This window comes from Priestia sp. FSL R5-0597 (genome assembly GCF_038006305.1).
GTDB classification, from domain to species: Bacteria; Bacillota; Bacilli; order Bacillales; family Bacillaceae_H; genus Priestia; species Priestia zanthoxyli.
On record NZ_JBBOUZ010000001.1, the window covers coordinates 2765203 to 2778740 of the forward strand.

Consider the following 13538-nt stretch of genomic DNA (forward strand, 5'->3'; position numbering starts at 1 on the left):
TCTATAAATCGGAGGGCAAACAAATGACCATTTCAAAACTAGTTTTCACCCCTCTTAGCTACACAGGATGGGGATCACTTCAGCAACTGCTTCCCGAAGTAAAAAAATATGACCCTGCTCATATTTTAATCGTCACAGATCCCGTGTTAAAAGACATTGGACTTGTAGATAAAGTAAGTGCTCCTCTTATACAAAATGGATACGAAGTAGATGTATATGCAGATACGGCACCAGAGCCGCCCTTAGCGCTTGGTGAAAAACTCGTATCTTACGCAAAAAGCCGAAAATTTGATTTAGTCATTGGAGTTGGCGGCGGCAGCGCATTAGATTTAGCAAAACTTACGGCCGTTTTAGCCGTTCATGACGGAGCTGTAGAAGAATATTTGAACTTAACTGGCACGAAACAAATTACGGAAAAAGGGCTTCCGAAAATTTTAATTCCTACGACCTCCGGCACGGGCTCAGAAGTAACGAATATTTCTGTATTATCTCTTGAAAGCAGCAAAGACGTCGTGACCCACGACCATTTGCTTGCAGACGCCGCCATTGTAGATCCCGAGCTTACGCTGAGCGTTCCTTCTAAAGTAACGGCAGCTACAGGGATTGATGCATTAACTCATGCCGTTGAGGCTTATGTATCGGTAAATGCAAATCCAGCAACGGACGCCTTAGCCCTAAAGGCTATACGCATGATCAGCTCTTCTTTAAGAACAGCTGTAGAAAATGGCGAAGATAAAGAAGCACGAACTCAGATGAGCTACGGAAGCTATTTAGCAGGTCTCGCTTTTTTTAACGCTGGTGTTGCTGGTGTTCATGCACTTGCATATCCATTAGGCGGACAGTTTCATATTTCTCACGGTGAATCAAACGCCGTACTGCTTCCATACGTTATGGGCTATATCCGCAGCAGCTGCGTGACAAAAATGCGGGATATTTTTGAAGCACTAGGCGGAAACGCTACTTCTTTATCAGAAGAGAAAGCTTCTTATCAGTGTGTAAAACAACTGCAGACACTTGTTGAAGACGTCGGCATTCCTCAAACCCTTCGCGGCTTTAATATTCCAGAAAGTGCCCTTCAAAAGCTGACAGAAGATGGCGTCCAGCAAAAACGAATTCTCGCTCGCAGTCCTTTGCCTCTTCGTGAAAAAGACATACGAGCTATTTACCAATCGGCTTATGATGGAGCTATAGTGGAACCTGTCCACTAAAAAACTCCCCCTTACCTAAGGGGGAGTTCTAATTATGCTGCTTTGGCCGTTGTACCAAAACGATTCTCTTTTGGATCGCTAGGCTGGCAGAATAAAACAATTAGCCAGATACTGCCGATAAGTGGAACCAATGTAATGAGCTGCCACCATCCGCTTTTTCCCGTATCGTGGAGTCTTCTTGCTCCTACCGCTAACGATGGGACTGCAACCAACAACGAATAGATAACCGGAAGAAAAAGAGGCTTATCAATAACGAACTGAAGGAACGAAAGAATAAATGAAATAACAAAGTTAACTAACACAAACATCCAGTATTCAGTTCGGCTTGCTCGACCAGAAAATACCCCGTAATTTTTTAACACCTTTATGTAACATTTCATCTGCAAAATCCTCCTTTTTTATCATATAATTGTAAATTTATAGTTTATATATCCTTTTTATTCAAAAAACAAACCGTTAAATAAACAAATAACGACATTTTTTATCCAAAAGAAAAAACTTCTTTAAAAAAAGAAGTTTTCTTGATGTATTATGCTTTTTCTATTTAATCAAATCATTTCGGTCTTCCATACTTGGCGGTTCCTCAAGCCATCCGTTTTTGGCCATGATTTTTCCCCCGTCTTGCCCGTATGTTAAAATGTCTTTGGCCGTACTGACAAGTGTAAGAGGAAGATCTCCACGCAAACTAAACGCGGTGCCCAAAGCGTTGCTTCCTAGCCCGAAACTACAGAATAAACTCACGCAGTACATCATTAGTTTATCTGAAAAAGGTGCTATTTTTGACTCGGTTGCTTTCGCACCCCACGTCGCAGGCGTCTGAATATCGCTCTCCAGAAGAATTTTGCTATAATTACTTACAACTTTCTTAGCCAGCTCTTTTCCTTTTACAAAATACTTCTTCACTTCAGGTTCATTTGCTACTTGAGCGAACCCTGTAATCATTTGCATGCCAAGAATGTTGCTTTCGATAGCGTAATAAATATGTGCTACCTCTACAGTATTTAATACCCGTTTACTCGAAAATAGATGGATTCCATCCATGTAATCTGTGCCTTCAGCAAACTTCGCTTTTTTAGGCACTGAGACAGCTGGAGGTCTTGGAAGCACGTCTTTTTCCTGAAGGTAATCTACACATTTGTCATACACATCTTGTGTGAAAGCCGTAAGCTTTTTGTAAAAAGAGATCATGTCTTTTCTGTAGGACATGGTTAAATGCAGCGTATGTAGACCCATACTAATTTCTTTTAAAAGGCGAAGAAACATAATATCAAACATTTTATCATAAAGCTTAGGAACACCGACATTTACGTCTTTTTCCGTGTATCCTACCGGTATGGCTGCCCCTTCATTTTTTAGAATCGTTTTGATATCTTCAATATAGTTCACCACTTGCATATGCGTATCTTGCATAATTTCTTTCGCCTTGTCATCTTCTGCCTGAACAATAAAATATTCTAAAATCCTTCGAATCATTGTCTTTTGCTGATAGGTCATCCAAAGAGTAGCAATTTCACTTGAACTTAAGGGTATTTCTTGACTCATACACTAAACCTCCTGCTAGGGATACATAGAGCTCTATTTATTCAAAAGTCGGCATCTGTACAAGTGAAGATTGTATTCTACTTTAACGTTCATTCACGTAATCAGATACAAAACTCTGTCTCTTCCTCAATTAATTCTGCTTCATTTACTATGCACAAACTGGAAGAATTCTATGTATTTCCCCTTGCTTTTAAATGGAGGAAACAAAAAAAGCCCCTTTCCATTTAAGGCGCTTTTTCAAAGAAAACGTTTTTATTCCATCGTATCGGAAATTCTTTTGTAGCTTCCGCATTTTTTTAGATATTGAACAATATCTTGATCTTTTACATGCTGAATAGCTGATCCGAACAATTCTGCTGCTACCTGCATGCGTTCATGTTTATGTTCAATGGTCATAATATATCGAAGCGCATCCACAACCGGTGCATTGTGACGTGTACGACGAGTTATGTACTCGTGAATGGCTTCATTTAACCCTTCCGATTCTGCTTGTTGAAACTCAGGTTTTCTTACTGCTTGACTATATACCACTTTTTTGCCACTCCTTCTCCTCGTTTTTAATCAGGTTTTATCTCTCTTTTATTTCCAGTTCCCTAACAGAAAGAAAACAAAACATGCAATCTTACTTTTTTATAAAAATAATTATTTTTCATATAGTTCTAACAGACGTTTGTGTATCCAAATAGCAGCTTGTAAACCTTCTCCCATCGCTACCGTAACTTGTTCAGAATGAGCCACAATGTCTCCTGCTGCCCACACGTTTGAAACATTTGTTTCTTTTGTACGCGGATTTACGATAATGTGCTGATTTTCTAGGAGTTCTGCCCCCAGCTCATGCGCTAATTCTGTTCGAACTTTATTTCCTCCGAACGCTAAAAAACCTCTTTCTCCATAAATAAATTCATTGTTTTCGAGGATGACTCCTTTTAACATTTCTGCTTCAGCTATGACTTTTTTTATTGCCCCTTCTTTATAGGTAATTCCCTTTTGCATCAAAGTATTTGCTAAAGGTCCAATCTCTTTTTTGTCATGATTAATGTATGTAATGTCGTTGGTCCAATATGTTAACGTAAGAGATAAACTGGCTCCTGCTTTTCCCGACCCTAGTACTAATACCCTTCTATTATTTACTTCATACCCGTCGCAGTCGGGACATACATATACCGTTTTTCCCATACAGTGATGTAGCTCTTGCTGAAGTTCAGAAGGAATCCGGTCTACGACTCCGGTCGCAAACAATAAAGTAGCTGCTTCGTAGTTCGCAGAGTTTGTGATGACGTTAAACCCTTCTATTTCTTTTTGACACTGTATGACACGATCTTCTGTAAATTGAATGCCGTAGCTTGTTGCTTGCTGCCTTCCCGTTTCTCTTAGAGTTTGCCCGCTTATTCCCTCAGGCCATCCCAATATATTTTGATAATTTTTGCAGAGATTGGAACGTCCATCGTTTGAATCAATAACCAATACACTGCGCTTATATCTTCCAAGCTGAATAGCGGCTTGAAGTCCTGCAATTCCTCCACCTATAATGACACAGTCATACTTGTCTGCCACAGCACATCACCCCAGCTTTTACTATTTTCTAAACGAAAGCTTCAGTTTCTCATTATCTGTTTTTGTATTATTTTTATACGCTTTATTGTCTTTATTTTTTGAAGTCATTCTACATACAAAAAACCGCCTCGGCAGCTACCCTGCCTAGAGACGGTTTTTTATAAAATGAAAAAGACGATATTACTCATTTTTCTTTCCTGCTTCTTTTTCATTAATTTTAGTAATCAAATCTTCTTTATATACTTCACTATCTTTCCCGTAGCGTAGACGACTATGACAGTTGGGACATAGTGCCGCAGCGTCCTTTGGTTTAGCGAGTCCGCTCTCTGAAAGCTTTGAAAGATAGTACATTTGCAAAAAGGAGCTTCCATCTTTTGCGATAAACGGCGCGCTTTCTCCGCAGGCTTCACAAATACCCGCTGCGCGTTTGTGAACATATTGTCCAAGAGCTGCCGTTTGTTCATAAATACTTGTCTTTTTTTCTTTCCCTAACGCCATATGACGAAGCTGTTCAGTTGAATAAGCTGAAACATCCAGCTGTGCTGCTTTTTCCTCAATCACGGAATTTCGTTCAAGTTCAAAAATAATGGCTTCACGCAGCTCTCCGTCTGAATCCCACATAATTTCTAATTGATGATTGATATACGTCACTTCATCAACAAACTCGACCACTCCCGGCTCCACGTAGTGAAATAAATAAACGGCTTTTCCTGATAAAAAATGTTCACGAAGCGCTTTATTGCCTTTAATGAGCTGCATCGATCCTCTTTGGCCTTCTCCCGTGTAGAAAAAAGCGGTTTTATCTTTATTCCATCCGTGTCCCGTTCCGTATTCACTTCCGCTTTCTTTTGTGAAAATAAAAATATATGGATGCGCTTTTGGCGTTGATATTTCGCTTTGTTCCTGTCCTTTATAAAGCTTATGAATTTGTTTTCTGCGATAACGATGTCCTTTTTGAAAGAAATCTCCGCGCTGTAAATCCGTAATCAATGAATGGCCTCCTACTGCGGTCCTGCTTTTATAGTACTTATAGCTCTACTATACACTAATTTTTGTTTTCTTTGCAGGTCGTTTCTTCTATCTATTGGATTTATATCATACAAAAAAGCAGCTGTATGGGCAGCTGCTTTTTTGCTATAGTCAATTTTGCACGGTATAGTCTTCTCCTAGCCATTTTGTGCTGAGTTTTTTTAACGTCCCGTCTTTTTTCAGCTTTTTAATCGCTTGGTCGACTTCCGACTTTAACTTTTCGTCTTTTTTGTTAAACATAAAATACACTTTTGAATTAATCACAATATCTCCAACTGTTTTTTGCTGAAATTTCAGCGCTTGATTGCTAAAATCGATGGAAAATGGCGTCGCAAGCGTAGCATCTGCTCGGCCTGTTTTTAATTGAGTGGTAGCATCATCTGCACCTTGACCGGCGTAAACTACATCGATTTTATTGCCGTGTTTTTTATTATATTTGTCTAGATAGACAGCCGCATTGCTTGTAGCTCCTACAATCATTTTTTTCCCTTCTAAATCTTTTAATGAATGAATATCATTTCGAGTTTTAGGAACTGTTACATAAAGGGGAGAATAATTATATGTTTCATCATTAAATAAAAACTTTTTCTTTCGCTCAGCGTTCTGAGCCATGTTATGAGCAATCATATCAATTTTATTACTTTCTAAGCTAAGAAGCAGATTTGAAAATTCCATCGTTTTAAATTCAAATTTATAATCCTTTAACTCTTTGTCGATCGCTCTTACTACTTCTACATCATAGCCGGTCAGTTTACCTTTATCATCAATAAAGCAAATGTTAGGAAACTGAGTGCCCGTTCCAACAACAATCGTTTGAACATCTTTTTCTTCCTTTTCTCCTGCACTTGAAGATACGTTTTTTCCGCATCCTGCCACGCTCACAGCTACTACAATTGAAAGTAAAAACAGCCAATATTTTTTCATATGTTCCTCCCCTGAATCCTTATGTTATGTAATAAAAAGAGGCTCTTGATAAAGCATCTGCTTCATCAAGAGCCTCTGGTTAACCAGTGGGCTTACTTCGTGTAAGATTATTCACATCATAATACTAGTTAACCGATAAATCAAGTAGGTTTTAAAAAAAAGATTATCTTGACAGCTCAGTGTCTACCGCTTAAGATACAACTAATAAAACAATAAAACTACATATCTACCAGTCAACTGGAGGCAAATGGACACGACAATATGTGTACGTTTGCTTTTTTTATTGTCGTCCAGCATTTTATCTTTTGGAGGTAAAACGTATGAAATTTGCTTTATTTAGTCTTATTCAAAATATCCCGAACCCGGTTACTGGAGAAACATTAACTGCTCAAGAAAAATTTCAGCATGTGTTAAATCAAGCAGTGCTTGCCGAAAAATTAGGTTTTGATGCTTACGGAGTCGGCGAAAGACACGGAGCTCCTTTTTTGTCTTCTTCTCCTCCCGTTGTTTTAAGTGCAATCGCTGCTAAAACGTCACACATTCGTCTTCTTACTACCGTTACCGTTCTAAGCATTTTAGATCCTGTACGAGTAGCTGAAGATTACGCAACGCTTGATCACCTGTCGGGTGGACGGCTTGAACTGATTATCGGAAAAGGCAATGACCCGCGTCATTATCCGCTTTTTGGCATTACAGAAGAAGAACAATGGGAGTCTCTTGCTGAAAGATACGCTCTTTTAAAACAGCTTTGGACAGAAGAAAATGTCACGTGGAGCGGCCGTTATCGTCCGCCTTTAACTAACGTTACGACTCAGCCTCGGCCGTTTCAGCCTTCTATTCCCGTTTGGCATGGAAGCGCGTCAAGCCCGCTGTCTACAGAACTTGCAGCTAAATATGGAGAGCCGCTATTTTCATCCAATTCCTTTCACCCTCAGGCTAAATATAAAGCGCTGATTGACCATTACCGGGAACGTTTTACTTATTATGGCCATGACCCACGCAAAGCCATCGTCGGTTCGGGGGCGAGCAGCCTATATATTTCTGATACAACGGAAGAAGCGATTCGCCGCTATCGCCCGTACTATAACGCATTTAGCAATACAGAAGCAGCGAAGCATAATCAATCGCCATTCACGTCACTAGAAGACATCGTTCAACACGGCCCTGCTTTAGTAGGAAGCCCAGAGCAAATCATTGAAAAAATAATAGACTATCACCATGCTTATGGAAACGAAGTGCTGAGCATCAGCGTAGACGGTCTAAGCGAAGCAGAACAGCGCGAACAGCTAGAGCGCTTCGCAAGTGATATTGCACCTGTTCTTCGAAAAGAAATTCCCAGCAGCGTATGGGAAAATGAAAAAAAGAGATTGAGACATAATGAAATCAATCCAATCTAAAGACGAACAAATCAGATACATGAGCTGAACCGCTTATGACACCGCCGTTGATTTCCGTGCAAGGCTTCGCTTTCCGCGGGCGGGCGCTGAGCCTCCCCGTCGTTTGTGCTCCTGCGGGGTCTCATCTCTCCCGCTTTTCCCGCAGGAGTCTTCGCCTTGCCCTCCAATCAACTGCTAGAAGAATCTACATACATAAAATTCACGGTCACCATCACACTATGAAAAAATCCGAACTAATTGGATTCTCTGTCAAGAATCTCAATTAGTTCGGATTTCCCTTCAACTAAATTACTTTTGTCCCAACCTCTTTTTAATTTAGATACAATTCGCACGTTTAGTTTACTAACTTTTTAAACTAATAAACTACTCTGGTTAAGACGCCTGCGTGTCTGTATCGTAAATATTGGCTGTTACTTCGCTTCTTTGACAAAGTAAGATGAGCAGCCAAATGCCTCCAATAACTGGAACAAAGTTAATTAAATACCACCAGCCGCTTCTTCCTGTATCATGAAGTCGGCGAACAGTAACGGCAAGTGAAGGCAGAATCATTGCTGCTCCGTAAAGTAATACTAAAATAACTCCAAATACTGCAAGTGAATCGATAAAAACCAAGATATACGGAATGATCATAAAGATATAAGCAAATAATGTAAACATCCAATACTCCGTACGCGTTGCTCTTCCTCGAAACGTCGCATAATTTTTTAACGCTTTTATATACCAGTACATTTTTAAACCCTCTCTTTGTTTATTAAATTAAACTACCTAACCGTTTAAGTCCTACGCAACTTTATTAGGTACATCAAACCGATTTAACTGCGACTCACTTCGTAGACAAAGAAGAATTAATAGACAAATACTTCCCGCAATCGGAATAATAGTAATGAGCTGCCACCACCCGCTTCTTCCTATGTCATGCAGTCGACGTGCCGTCACAGCAAGGGATGGAATGAAGACTGCAACAAGATAAACTATACGCAAAAACGGAGGCATATCTGTTATAAGTTCAATAGCTGAAAGCACACACCATATAATAAAATTAAATAAGACAAACATCCAATACTCTTTACGTGTTGCTCTTCCTTGAAACGTTGCATAATTTTTTAGCACATGTAAATACCATTTCATACAAAAACCTCCTTTTTAAACCGAATTTTGTAAGACAAGCTTACTAGCAGTAATTACCTTAGCATACAAAAAATTAATTTCATATCCTATTTTTTGAAAAAATCCCAAATGGTAATATAGATATAGGAGAGAGATGGATAATAGTTAGTAATAAATACCCAATAAATTCAGTTAAAAAACCATTTAATTACTATAATTACTTTTAATTTATAAAATGTTTTTTTATAACAAAAATCCTGCCGTATTAATATCGGCAGGCTCTATCTTTACTTACGTGCCGTAAAAGTAAGGTCCACATGAGCTTTCATGAGTAATCACATAAGTCCATGTAAAGTCTTTATCTACGACATATAAATCTTCTAAATACATGTTTGTATTTTCACTTAAATCAGCGCTTGTTAGATGCTTACATTTAGATAGCTGCAGCACTCGTTCATCATGCTCAAACAGCAAATAACAGTCGTTCTTAACTTGGTTCTCAAACGCTTGAACCGCTTGTTCCTCTTGCAAGCAAGGAAGCTTTTCATAGCTAAACGCATGCCACAGAAACTGATCCATATAAATTTTCTTTTTTTGCGATGCGCTTAAAGCATCTGCAAATTCATTTTCCCACCGCTTCCGGAAGAATTCACCTTGATTCGATAATTTTTTAACAAACATTCCTTTTTTCTTTAACGCATCTTTCATTTTCACTGTGCTTTCTCACCCTTTATTCTGTATTCATTTCTTTTTATCGGCTTCTTAGCTTATTTGTCCATTAGTACCTATGCGTTAGATTCCTTGTTTTTTGACTAAACTTATTTTATAAAACGCCGGCTTTAACGTGCACAAAAACAATACAACCGTACTTAAAAGCATGATCAGGCTTCCACCAATTACAGCTCCTTGAATTGAAACAATGTGTGCAGCCATTCCGCATAGAAAGGTCATCATAATAATCAGGAGTGACTCAAGTAGCCCATAGATACTTCCTACTCTCCCCATCATGTCAACGGGAATGCTGTTTTGATAAAAGGTTTGAAAACCAGCACTTGCAAAAGCTAACGCAAAGGATAAGCTAAAAAATCCCGCTCCCATGGTTTGAAAAGAAGACGAACACGCATACAGCAAATAGCCAAGCGATACTCCTACACTGCCGGCACCTATTAGAAAGTTCGTGGACAGCTTCTTAGCAAACAGTGTATTAATAACTGCGCCAATCATAATACCAGCGCCTGCTACGCTTACTAAAAATCCGTATTCGCTTTCGGATAAATGAATGACTCTTGTTGCAAATGAAACTTCAAGGGAATCAATTGCCGTGGCCATGACCATTAAGAAACTGAACAATACATAAATGGTGATAATGTATCTGTTGGCTCTACTGAAACGAAACACCGCTCTCCAATCTTCTCGAATGGTGTTTACAGAGAGTTTATTTTCTTTAGTTTTTGTTTTTATATCTAAGTTCGGCATTAATAAAGTAACCATTCCTGACAACACGAGCGCTGCAGCATTGGCATAGATAGCAAATGCGGGCGTTCCAACCATAAATAACGCACCTGCTGCGGCCGGACCAAGAAGAAAGCCTCCTGAGTCAATCAAACTGCGCAGCGAATTAAATCTTTTTCGCTTTTCAGTTGGAATAAGCTTTGTAATATAGACCATCGATACCGGACGAAACATCGAACTTGCCATACTGATGATAAATACCAGCACATAAATGATCAGTATGGATGAGAAGAGCGGAAGGCAAGCAATGACCCCGGCGCGCATCCAATCTAAAACCATCATAAGCTTCCGTTTGTTCATGCGGTCAATTAAGCTTCCAGACCATATATTTGTACATAGCGCAGCAAGCGGCTTTATCATGTATAGCCCTGAAATCGCAAGCGGCGAATTCGTCATATCAAGCATCATGACATTTAAAGCGATCAAATAAATCCAGTCGCCGATATTGCTAGTGCCAATTCCAAACAGCAATAAACACGGGTATTTCCAAGACAACAGCTTACTTTTCATAAAAGAAAGGCCTCCGCTTCACTATTGATTTTTGTCAATAAAAAAATCCCACCCCCAAGACATGTGTCTTAGGGGCGAGATTATGAATCGCGGTGCCACCCTAGTTTGTTCATATGTCGCCATATAAACCTTGTCGAGTACGGCTTTCGCTTATACTCTAGCTTTGTAACGGAAGCAGCCGTCGCACTATCACGTTAGATCCAATGCGCTGCTCAGAGGCTTGTTTCAACAGCGTTTTTCTTGCTCCTTTTCAGCTTCCGGAGCTCTCTGCTAAGAATACGCGCTGTCTACTTTTCTCTTCATGGCATTTAATTTCTAACATCTTACCATTATTATCTATTTTTTGTAAATACTTTATTTCAAAATCATTTTTTTCGGCTGAGAAAAGAATAGTCGGTATCCTACGTATACAAAATAAATGATGGAAGCTACCAGCACGATTCCCCACATATTGTACATATCTTTATTTCCCCATACGCCCGTTAGCGAAAACAGCGCTGGAATTGTTAAAGTAACCCACGACTGTACAATCGCCACTTTCCCTACATATGCAGATACATCTTTTTTGCTCGTATTAAGCACATAAAATAAAAACCATAAAAACGACCAAAGAATCCATGTAATGGCGTTTACGACGTCATGATAGTGAACAAGAGAAACCGTCACGTACACTAAAGCGATAATCGATACCCAAAGTGAGTAGTAGCCAAGCCCTGTTCCCTGCATTCCCTTTAATACCGTCACGCCTACATATAAATACGTAAGGCCAAATAAAAAGATTGCCGTTCTTTCATACAAAATCCAGTTGCTTTGATCTGACGTAATAATTAAATAAAACGGAACAATAACTTGAAAAGCTCCAACAAATAAGTTAAATACGCCTACGTTTTTTTCATCTGCTTTTCCAAGCAGCATGAGTCCGTTTAAAAATAAAGCTGCACCTGACAGCAACAGTCCAATTTGATCCATTTTTCAGTAAGAAAAGCCCCCAGCTTTTCTTGTCCTCCTCTGTGTCGATGTTTTTCTTTAGGATGCGCGGAGCTATGGTTTACATGTAAAAAAGAAAAAGCAATTCCTTTTGAAAAGGAAACTGCTTTTCTTTCTGTTTCTATTACACTTATAAAATGAAGCTGACAACAATCGCTGACAGTACGCTTACAAGCGTAGCTCCATACAGTAAACGAAGACCAAAGCGCGCTACTGTATTTCCTTGCTTTTCACTTAAGCCTTTAACCGCTCCTGACACGATTCCAATTGATGAGAAGTTAGCAAATGATACTAAGAATACGGATACAATTCCAAGTGTTTTAGCACTGAATGTTGAAGCCATATCTGAAAGACTCATCATTGCCACAAATTCATTTGTTACAAGTTTTGTTGCCATAATTCCGCCCGCTGCTACTACTTCTGAAGCAGGAACACCCATGATGAATGCAAACGGTGCAAACACATAGCCAAGCAGGTGCTGGAACGACAGACCAAACAGCATTTCAAACACGTTATCAATCGCAGCCATCAGCGCAACGAAACCAATCAGCATCGCACCTACGATAATCGCTACTTTAAATCCGTCCATAATATATTCGCCAAGCATTTCGAAGAACGTTTGCTTATGACCTGTTTGTACCTCTAAAATATCTTCTTGATCCGTTACTGTGTAAGGGTTAATGATAGAAGAAATAATAAATCCGCCAAATAAGTTAATCACAATTGCTGTTACTACGTATTTTGGTTCAATCATTGTCATATAAGCACCGACAATGGACATTGAAACAGTCGACATAGCTGATGCACAAAGCGTATATAAACGGTTTGGCGGCAGTTTGTCTAATTGCTTTTTAACGGTAATAAATACTTCTGACTGACCTACAATGGCAGAAGCTACTGCGTTATAAGACTCTAATTTTCCCATTCCGTTAATCTTACTGAGAACCAACCCAATCCATTTCATAATGAAAGGAAGAATTTTAAAGTGCTGTAAAATCCCGATTAAGACAGAGATAAAAACGATTGGAAGCAGCACGTTTAAGAAAAACGGCATTGATCCTTTATTCGCGATTCCGCCAAATACGAACTCTACGCCTTCATTTGCGTATGAAAGCAGCTTTCCAAAAACGCTGGCAATCGCATTAATAATAATCAAGCCAAACTTCGTGTTTAGAAGTAAAGCTGATAAAAGAAGCTGAATCACAACCATAATAACGATTGGTCTATATTTGATTTCTTTACGGTTATTACTTGCAAGATACGCTAATCCAAAGACAACGAGTAACCCTAAGATGCCAATTAAATATTTCATAGTATCCTCCACTGCTTACTTATTTTTGTAAGTCTTTTGATGAAAAATAGCCCGGTAAGATTTCGTTGATGTTGGTAATCACAAAATCTCCTTTTAGGTTTGCTAAGATAATTTGTGTGTGATCATCACAGAACTCAGCTAATACTTGTCTGCATGCGCCGCAAGGAGAAATTGGGCCGTCCGTATCTCCTACAACTGCAATAGCTGAAAACTGTTTGTCCCCTTCTGAAACAGCTTTAAAAATAGCCGTTCGCTCAGCACAGTTCGTCAATCCATAGGAAGCGTTTTCAATATTACATCCACGATAAATCTTCCCATCGGTTGTTAAAAGAGCTGCACCAACATGGAAGTGAGAATACGGTACATGTGCTTGTTTGCTTGCTGCGATTGCTTCATCTATTAATTGTTTTGGCTCCACAGTCATCATCCTTTGCTTAGTTTACAGCAGGTTAGTTA

The 13538-nt window shown here is 39.2% G+C and carries 16 protein-coding genes and 1 other annotated feature; of the genes, 2 read left to right on the forward strand and 14 right to left on the reverse strand.

The features are described from left to right. Positions 1-23 precede the first annotated feature (23 nt). Positions 24-1208 carry an iron-containing alcohol dehydrogenase gene (locus MKX72_RS14090; RefSeq protein WP_155008007.1) on the forward strand — a complete coding sequence of 395 codons (1185 nt, stop codon included), beginning with the start codon at positions 24-26 and terminating at the stop codon, positions 1206-1208. 32 nt (positions 1209-1240) lie between these two features. Here MKX72_RS14090 and MKX72_RS14095 read toward each other — a convergent pair whose 3' ends face one another. From MKX72_RS14095 to MKX72_RS14120, 6 genes are all read right to left on the reverse strand, one after another. Continuing rightward, the gene (locus MKX72_RS14095; protein WP_155008006.1) at positions 1241-1588 is read right to left on the reverse strand and encodes a DUF805 domain-containing protein; all 348 of its coding nucleotides are present in this window, start codon (positions 1586-1588) and stop codon (positions 1241-1243) included. 160 nt (positions 1589-1748) lie between these two features. Beyond that, positions 1749-2750: a DUF3231 family protein gene (locus tag MKX72_RS14100; RefSeq protein ID WP_155008005.1), complete on the reverse strand. Its 1002-nt coding sequence runs from the start codon at positions 2748-2750 to the stop codon at positions 1749-1751. A gap of 252 nt (positions 2751-3002) precedes the next feature. Continuing rightward, positions 3003-3281: a hypothetical protein gene (locus MKX72_RS14105; protein ID WP_049165106.1), complete on the reverse strand. Its 279-nt coding sequence runs from the start codon at positions 3279-3281 to the stop codon at positions 3003-3005. A 111-nt stretch (positions 3282-3392) separates the two neighbouring features. Continuing rightward, on the reverse strand, positions 3393-4304 hold the full coding sequence (locus MKX72_RS14110) for an NAD(P)/FAD-dependent oxidoreductase (protein ID WP_155008004.1): 912 nt from the start codon (positions 4302-4304) through the stop codon (positions 3393-3395). 180 nt (positions 4305-4484) lie between these two features. Further along, entirely contained in the window at positions 4485-5294 is an 810-nt protein-coding gene (locus MKX72_RS14115) for a hypothetical protein (protein ID WP_028412966.1), read from the reverse strand. Between the two features lie 150 nt (positions 5295-5444). Next, on the reverse strand, positions 5445-6257 hold the full coding sequence (locus tag MKX72_RS14120) for an amino acid ABC transporter substrate-binding protein (protein WP_155008003.1): 813 nt from the start codon (positions 6255-6257) through the stop codon (positions 5445-5447). Positions 6258-6577: 320 nt separating this feature from the next. Here MKX72_RS14120 and MKX72_RS14125 point away from each other — a divergent pair, with 320 nt between their 5' ends. Beyond that, on the forward strand, positions 6578-7654 hold the full coding sequence (locus MKX72_RS14125; protein WP_033579331.1) for an LLM class flavin-dependent oxidoreductase: 1077 nt from the start codon (positions 6578-6580) through the stop codon (positions 7652-7654). 33 nt (positions 7655-7687) lie between these two features. Here MKX72_RS14125 and MKX72_RS14130 read toward each other — a convergent pair whose 3' ends face one another. From MKX72_RS14130 to MKX72_RS14165, 8 genes are all read right to left on the reverse strand, one after another. Beyond that, a complete protein-coding gene (locus MKX72_RS14130) occupies positions 7688-7825 on the reverse strand; it encodes a hypothetical protein (protein ID WP_186808517.1) in 138 nt (45 codons plus the stop codon). A 201-nt stretch (positions 7826-8026) separates the two neighbouring features. After that, the gene (locus MKX72_RS14135; RefSeq protein ID WP_028412963.1) at positions 8027-8383 is read right to left on the reverse strand and encodes a DUF805 domain-containing protein; all 357 of its coding nucleotides are present in this window, start codon (positions 8381-8383) and stop codon (positions 8027-8029) included. A 51-nt stretch (positions 8384-8434) separates the two neighbouring features. Continuing rightward, positions 8435-8782, reverse strand: coding sequence for a DUF805 domain-containing protein (locus MKX72_RS14140; protein WP_028412962.1), 348 nt, complete (start codon positions 8780-8782; stop codon positions 8435-8437). Positions 8783-9052: 270 nt separating this feature from the next. Further along, a complete protein-coding gene (locus tag MKX72_RS14145) occupies positions 9053-9475 on the reverse strand; it encodes a DUF4275 family protein (protein ID WP_033579332.1) in 423 nt (140 codons plus the stop codon). A 78-nt stretch (positions 9476-9553) separates the two neighbouring features. Then, positions 9554-10783: an MFS transporter gene (locus MKX72_RS14150; RefSeq protein ID WP_033579333.1), complete on the reverse strand. Its 1230-nt coding sequence runs from the start codon at positions 10781-10783 to the stop codon at positions 9554-9556. Positions 10784-10850: 67 nt separating this feature from the next. Then, positions 10851-11095, reverse strand: a binding site (T-box leader). Between the two features lie 42 nt (positions 11096-11137). Next, the gene (locus MKX72_RS14155; protein WP_013057473.1) at positions 11138-11752 is read right to left on the reverse strand and encodes an AmiS/UreI family transporter; all 615 of its coding nucleotides are present in this window, start codon (positions 11750-11752) and stop codon (positions 11138-11140) included. A gap of 148 nt (positions 11753-11900) precedes the next feature. After that, a complete protein-coding gene (locus MKX72_RS14160) occupies positions 11901-13082 on the reverse strand; it encodes a NupC/NupG family nucleoside CNT transporter (protein WP_028412960.1) in 1182 nt (393 codons plus the stop codon). 19 nt (positions 13083-13101) lie between these two features. Then, positions 13102-13500 (reverse strand): cytidine deaminase, encoded by a 399-nt coding sequence (locus MKX72_RS14165; RefSeq protein ID WP_013057475.1) that lies wholly within the window; start codon positions 13498-13500, stop codon positions 13102-13104. Positions 13501-13538 lie beyond the last annotated feature (38 nt).

Bases quoted from the DNA above. Each gene is read 5' to 3' on its own strand.
- MKX72_RS14160 (WP_028412960.1), bottom strand. From the start codon at position 13,082: ATGAAATATTTAATTGGCATCTTAGGGTTACTCGTTGTCTTTGGATTA.
- MKX72_RS14150 (WP_033579333.1), bottom strand. From the start codon at position 10,783: ATGAAAAGTAAGCTGTTGTCTTGGAAATACCCGTGTTTATTGCTGTTT.
- MKX72_RS14090 (WP_155008007.1), top strand. From the start codon at position 24: ATGACCATTTCAAAACTAGTTTTCACCCCTCTTAGCTACACAGGATGG.
- MKX72_RS14095 (WP_155008006.1), bottom strand. From the start codon at position 1,588: ATGAAATGTTACATAAAGGTGTTAAAAAATTACGGGGTATTTTCTGGT.
- MKX72_RS14155 (WP_013057473.1), bottom strand. From the start codon at position 11,752: ATGGATCAAATTGGACTGTTGCTGTCAGGTGCAGCTTTATTTTTAAAC.
- MKX72_RS14100 (WP_155008005.1), bottom strand. From the start codon at position 2,750: ATGAGTCAAGAAATACCCTTAAGTTCAAGTGAAATTGCTACTCTTTGG.
- MKX72_RS14135 (WP_028412963.1), bottom strand. From the start codon at position 8,383: ATGTACTGGTATATAAAAGCGTTAAAAAATTATGCGACGTTTCGAGGA.
- MKX72_RS14120 (WP_155008003.1), bottom strand. From the start codon at position 6,257: ATGAAAAAATATTGGCTGTTTTTACTTTCAATTGTAGTAGCTGTGAGC.
- MKX72_RS14140 (WP_028412962.1), bottom strand. From the start codon at position 8,782: ATGAAATGGTATTTACATGTGCTAAAAAATTATGCAACGTTTCAAGGA.
- MKX72_RS14125 (WP_033579331.1), top strand. From the start codon at position 6,578: ATGAAATTTGCTTTATTTAGTCTTATTCAAAATATCCCGAACCCGGTT.